Source organism: Zhongshania sp., assembly GCF_041584495.1.
In the GTDB taxonomy this organism is placed as follows: Bacteria; Pseudomonadota; Gammaproteobacteria; order Pseudomonadales; family Spongiibacteraceae; genus Spongiibacter.
On record NZ_JBFHDY010000179.1, the window covers coordinates 1 to 4,674 of the forward strand.

General features: G+C 43.8%; 9 protein-coding genes. All 9 read right to left on the minus strand.

Annotation, left to right across the window (positions count from 1 at the left end; genetic code table 11):
* On the minus strand, positions 1-356 hold a 356-nt coding region (locus ABYP33_RS17425; protein WP_373092442.1), incomplete at its 3' end, for a hypothetical protein.
* Positions 357-756: 400 nt separating this feature from the next.
* Positions 757-1,005, minus strand: coding sequence for a hypothetical protein (locus tag ABYP33_RS17430; RefSeq protein WP_373092444.1), 249 nt, complete (start codon positions 1,003-1,005; stop codon positions 757-759).
* A complete protein-coding gene (locus ABYP33_RS17435; RefSeq protein ID WP_373092445.1) occupies positions 1,002-1,199 on the minus strand; it encodes a hypothetical protein in 198 nt (65 codons plus the stop codon). The genes ABYP33_RS17430 and ABYP33_RS17435 overlap by 4 nt, the downstream gene beginning before the upstream one ends.
* A gap of 171 nt (positions 1,200-1,370) precedes the next feature.
* On the minus strand, positions 1,371-2,321 hold the full coding sequence (locus ABYP33_RS17440; RefSeq protein ID WP_373092447.1) for a hypothetical protein: 951 nt from the start codon (positions 2,319-2,321) through the stop codon (positions 1,371-1,373).
* Between the two features lie 21 nt (positions 2,322-2,342).
* Complete coding sequence (locus ABYP33_RS17445; RefSeq protein WP_373092449.1) at positions 2,343-2,510, minus strand: hypothetical protein; 168 nt, start codon at positions 2,508-2,510, stop codon at positions 2,343-2,345.
* On the minus strand, positions 2,510-2,950 hold the full coding sequence (locus ABYP33_RS17450) for a hypothetical protein (protein ID WP_373092451.1): 441 nt from the start codon (positions 2,948-2,950) through the stop codon (positions 2,510-2,512). The genes ABYP33_RS17445 and ABYP33_RS17450 overlap by 1 nt, the downstream gene beginning before the upstream one ends.
* Positions 2,951-3,637 (minus strand): AAA family ATPase, encoded by a 687-nt coding sequence (locus ABYP33_RS17455; RefSeq protein ID WP_373092452.1) that lies wholly within the window; start codon positions 3,635-3,637, stop codon positions 2,951-2,953. It abuts the gene before it with no gap.
* Positions 3,638-4,069: a hypothetical protein gene (locus ABYP33_RS17460; RefSeq protein WP_373092453.1), complete on the minus strand. Its 432-nt coding sequence runs from the start codon at positions 4,067-4,069 to the stop codon at positions 3,638-3,640.
* Positions 4,066-4,674: hypothetical protein (locus tag ABYP33_RS17465; protein ID WP_373092454.1), on the minus strand; the 609-nt coding region annotated here is incomplete at its 5' end. The genes ABYP33_RS17465 and ABYP33_RS17460, both read right to left, overlap by 4 nt.

Consider the following 4,674-nt stretch of genomic DNA (forward strand, 5'->3'; position numbering starts at 1 on the left):
AGTAGGTGTTGGTATTTTTTAAATATGTCACCACAGTTTCTATCGAATTGTTCCACGGTCACATATTCGTTATCATAAGATGTTTTTAATTCCGCCAAAACCCTTTTTAATTCCTTAATTTGTAAGTAGCTAATTATATCCCCCTCTAGAAGTGTTTTAATTTTCTCCTTTAACTCATCCCGCTCCGCTATCAGTTTCCTATTGGTCTCCAAGCGGCTTAGGATAAGTTCTGCACCGGCTTTATACGCTCTCTCCGTTTCCCATTTTTGCGACTCATCCATTGCGTGATATGTGTGGTTATTTAAATGCGGTGAGTTTATTAAATATTTCTCAAACTCTCTATCTAGGTCTATCATTTATTCCCCTCTTAGTTGATTATTTCTACACTGTCTGGATAGTTATCCGCCATTATCCGCCTCCGTATTTTTACGCTCTTTTTCTGTGTTATTAGGCGTAATTTTACGCACTACCACCTCTTTTTTACTAACTGGCACCCGATAATAAATGGCGGATTAAATCTACTCATTATTCTCGAATAAGTGCACCCCTCGTGTAATGACTCCTCTAGTATGCCCGTCAAAAAAGAGGCAACACTTATGCCTACTATAGATATTAGTATGTATGTCTTCATTCTTGCTCCCTAAAATAATTTAACTAATCCATATATGGGCAACACCACCCCTAAAAACACAAAGCCAAATACCAACCCTGTCCAGATTAAAAGAATTGCTAGAAATATAATATCTCCCAACAGCTTCACTCTTGCTCCCCGAATAGTTCTTTGACTACACCGTCAATATAGTGTGTTGCTACACTATCACTTTGCCCTAACTGCATTGCCTCCCTCAATCTACTGGGAGTTATTTCCACCTTGGGTTCTGGTACGTCCACTGTAATGGTTAATGGGTTGGTAAAAATATATCTCCTATCAGACTTGAAGCTATATTCCCAAATGTCTTTCGTTAATCTTTCCTCGTAAATCGTAACTTTAATTTCCTTTTTCATTCTATCTCCCCTTGCCTGACCTTATCCTCAAGCTCTATGTTCTCTATCTCCAACGCTCTTATCCTATCCCACAGTATCTTCATCTCTGGCTCAGGCCAGAACTTATCGACCACCTTGGCTACCTCTTCCCTGTTGTGTCTGGATAGGTGATACATGTTAACGATAGCATCCACCAACATATCCTTAGCTGTCACCACCACTTAACTCCACGCTCTTTAGGCTTGTCCATCTTGATAGCAAACTCAATGAGCCACTTCTTTCCTACGTTGGTAGCCTTAGCTAACGGCTTCTCGGGTAGTAGGTTAAGGAATGTCTGCAAGTTATTCCTATCCATGTAACCATTGAACATTATCTTCCATGCTAACTTAAACCTTTGCCACATTGAATACCTCCTGCGGTTGAAACTCTTTATTGAATGGACAGTGAAGCTGACACTGTGAGCGCAGCAACTCTGCATCTCTACCTGTCTCACATCCTATCGCTGCCCTACCTGTCCTATATGTACTAGCTATAACCTTCTCATAATCTCTGGGTGCTACCCCTTTCCAGAATGGATGGTCATTAAATAATGCTACTGCTTCTTCCTCTGTTAGTCTCGACTGATAGCACCATCGTGAAACCAAGTGACATAGCTGATGCGCTCTGCCTTCAGGTGGTGCTGCCATCTGCCATAACTTCTTCAAGCATGGCATCATCTCTGTGTCCGGGTTGTCTGGTAACTGTACGGTTTTACGTTCAGGTAACCTTGAAACGTATGATGTTATGTCCATGTCCTTTACGTTAAAGGGCTGCCAGTTTTCAAGATGACTACCACCCTTGGACCTACGCATGATGTCAGCGTATGATTCCTCTGAAGTTATACGTGTCTTATAGTTCTTGCCCTTACCATTCCATGTCCTGTCACACCGCCACATGCTGCGCAGTCTATACACTGATGGGTCTGTCTCTTGTTTGTATTCCTTTGCTATCATACCTGCTATCTCATGACACCGTGGGTGCCTGATGTATAGCGGCAATACAATATGGAATCCCTTTGACCCACTGAACCACACTGCTGGTGTAACTTCAAAGTCCATACTCAAGTCATCAACCAATGACGACATGTTCCAGAACGCTTCCTCTAAAGAAGGGGAATCAATGTCGAAGTACATCGGACATCCAGTGATGTTACCATCAGCGTCATAGTCTTGAATCGTGGCATAGGCTTCACTAGGTTTCTTCATGTGCTGAAGTAGTGATGCTATCTGCGAGGACTCAAGCAAGTCCTGACCCTTGTGGTATCCATGAGAGTCTGTCCATGTGAAATACTTATACATCTTTTCCCCTTGTGTATAGTGTTAGTCTTCAAACAATTTGAAGCACAACTCTTTATCCTTCTCCGTTGCATCTGGATTCTCAAGGCAGCGATTGAGGAAGCTTAGCTCCCTCTCCTGCTGTTCCTGTTTTAATCCTTCAGCACCTAGTATGCCCATGATAAGGAAGGCTACTCCTATTAGAACTTCCATTAGAATGGAATCCCTGAAGCAGCATCACCACCACTGGCTAGCTTAAGGTCAGGTGCTCCACCCTCTTCAGCAAAGTCATAGAAGTTTACGAACTCCTTGCCTTCCTTAGCTGATACCTTGGCAGTAGTCTTCACCTTCTTGCCTACCAATTCACTCGGTGCAAAACCACCTACGATTTTCTCAGGTGTGAATAGTGCATTGAGTAATGCGAACCATTGCTTCTTGGATGGTGCATTATCTCTAATGAATAACGCTGTGTCCTTACCATCCTGCTCACCACCTACTACCTTGCATCCGACAATGACCTTGATAGGGTCGTCGCCTTCTCTGGTCTTGACCTCGTTAACAAGTAGAACTACTGGTTCATTGTGCTTGAACGTAGCTCTGTCACCAGTGACTGCTTCCTTAATCTCTTCTGTTGTTGGTTTAAAAAAGTCCATCTATTCTCCTTGGATAATGTTATGGATAATCCCATAGTTGTTACGCTCATACTTATTAAGCGGTTTAATTGCATTAAGTCTTGACCTAGCTGTTACGCGTTGGTCACCCTGTGTCTGCACCCAGTATTGCTGAGCACCATCCTTCTCACCACAGTCATGATACAGTACGACATCGAAGTACCCTGCCAAGTCGTATCTAAATGCGCCTTGTAGGTTAGGGTAAATTTTTACAGCACCAGACAATTCATCCTTAGACTCCATTGCCATAGCTGTCATGTGTACATGTGTAGGACATTCCTTAGTCAGCCAGTTCACTGTCTTACGCAACGTGGCTAACACCTCTCCCCATTGGCTAATAGTAATCTTACCATCTGGGTTCAAGCTTGTCACTAGATACTGTTGCAGCCTAGTGATACTGTCCACTACTAGGTGCGTATATCCCTTGGCTTCCCAGTTATCCATGTACCACTTACATGCCTCACCAAACTGACCGAAGGAATCTACTGACACATAGTCAAACTCTTTGTCGCATGCTGTAGCTAGCCCACCCTCTGCGTCAATGATGAATGGCTTACCGTAGTCTGCTATGGTTCCAGAGAAGAAGGTCTTACCCTTACCACTGTCACCCATGCTTAACGTGTTGACCTTTAAGTTGTTGCGCAGGTCGGCGCTTGATTTAACTTCCATCTACTTCATCTCCCTAAAGTCTACTGACTCTGAATAATATCCATTCGACTCACCTACCCATCTGACAGTAACACTGCCTTTAGCTGTAGCGAACTTGTAAAATGTCCACGTGCCTGACTCGAAGTATCTGTCTTCATCCTCACCCTTGTAGCTACCATCTGCTTCACAGCTAAACTCTTCTGCCATCGTGATTGGTGAGCCTTCAAGGTCTGATAGGTCGCCGCAGATATCCTCAATCCATACACCTTCACAGCAATCTTGCATGTGGTAGAACTCGTAGCTTCCAAACTTGCCGCCAAGGAACTGTAGAGTTTCCATTGTTTTGTCGTGCTTGACCTTGGTGAATGTCTCGCCAATTAACTGCGGATAATTCTTCCATCTCTCAAGTACATGCACCAACTCTTCTTCCTTCTGTGCTAATCGTGCTGTCATTCTACCTCCAATATAGAACCATAATATCTACGTGCTATCTCTGCTGTCACCATTGCATCATGTAGGTTATAGCTACGTAGCTGCTCCCATCCTGCTGTTGCTGCTACACTATCACCTTCCATCTCTGCCTCGACGATAGTATTGTACAGGTCTTGCACTTGACTACCATGCATCGGCTTATTGTGAATGCCAAGTCCATGTGCGTAGTCGTCTAACTTACCGCGCTGTCCTGATGATGCATGCCATCCGAAAAACTTATCTACATCTAACAGGTTCCATCTCTTGCGCAACACTCTAGGCACACCTTCATCATGGAACAGATACCTACCCACTAGGAATGGGAAGTCAAAGTCCAATGATGTCTTACCGATTAGATAGATGGGTGCTGGTGTATCTAATAATTCATCAAGCTTACCCAGTACCTCATACTCTTTGTGACTAGCAGCAACGTACTGTTCTTCCTGATTGAACACGTTGACTAGAGCCACAGATAAAACCTTGCCTGTCGTCCAGCTCAACCCATGTGTTCTAGCTGCCTTCTCCTTCTGACCCCTGATGTTAGCATCAATCTTCTCTGGGTCTTTGATGTTCTTCGGTGGTGCATA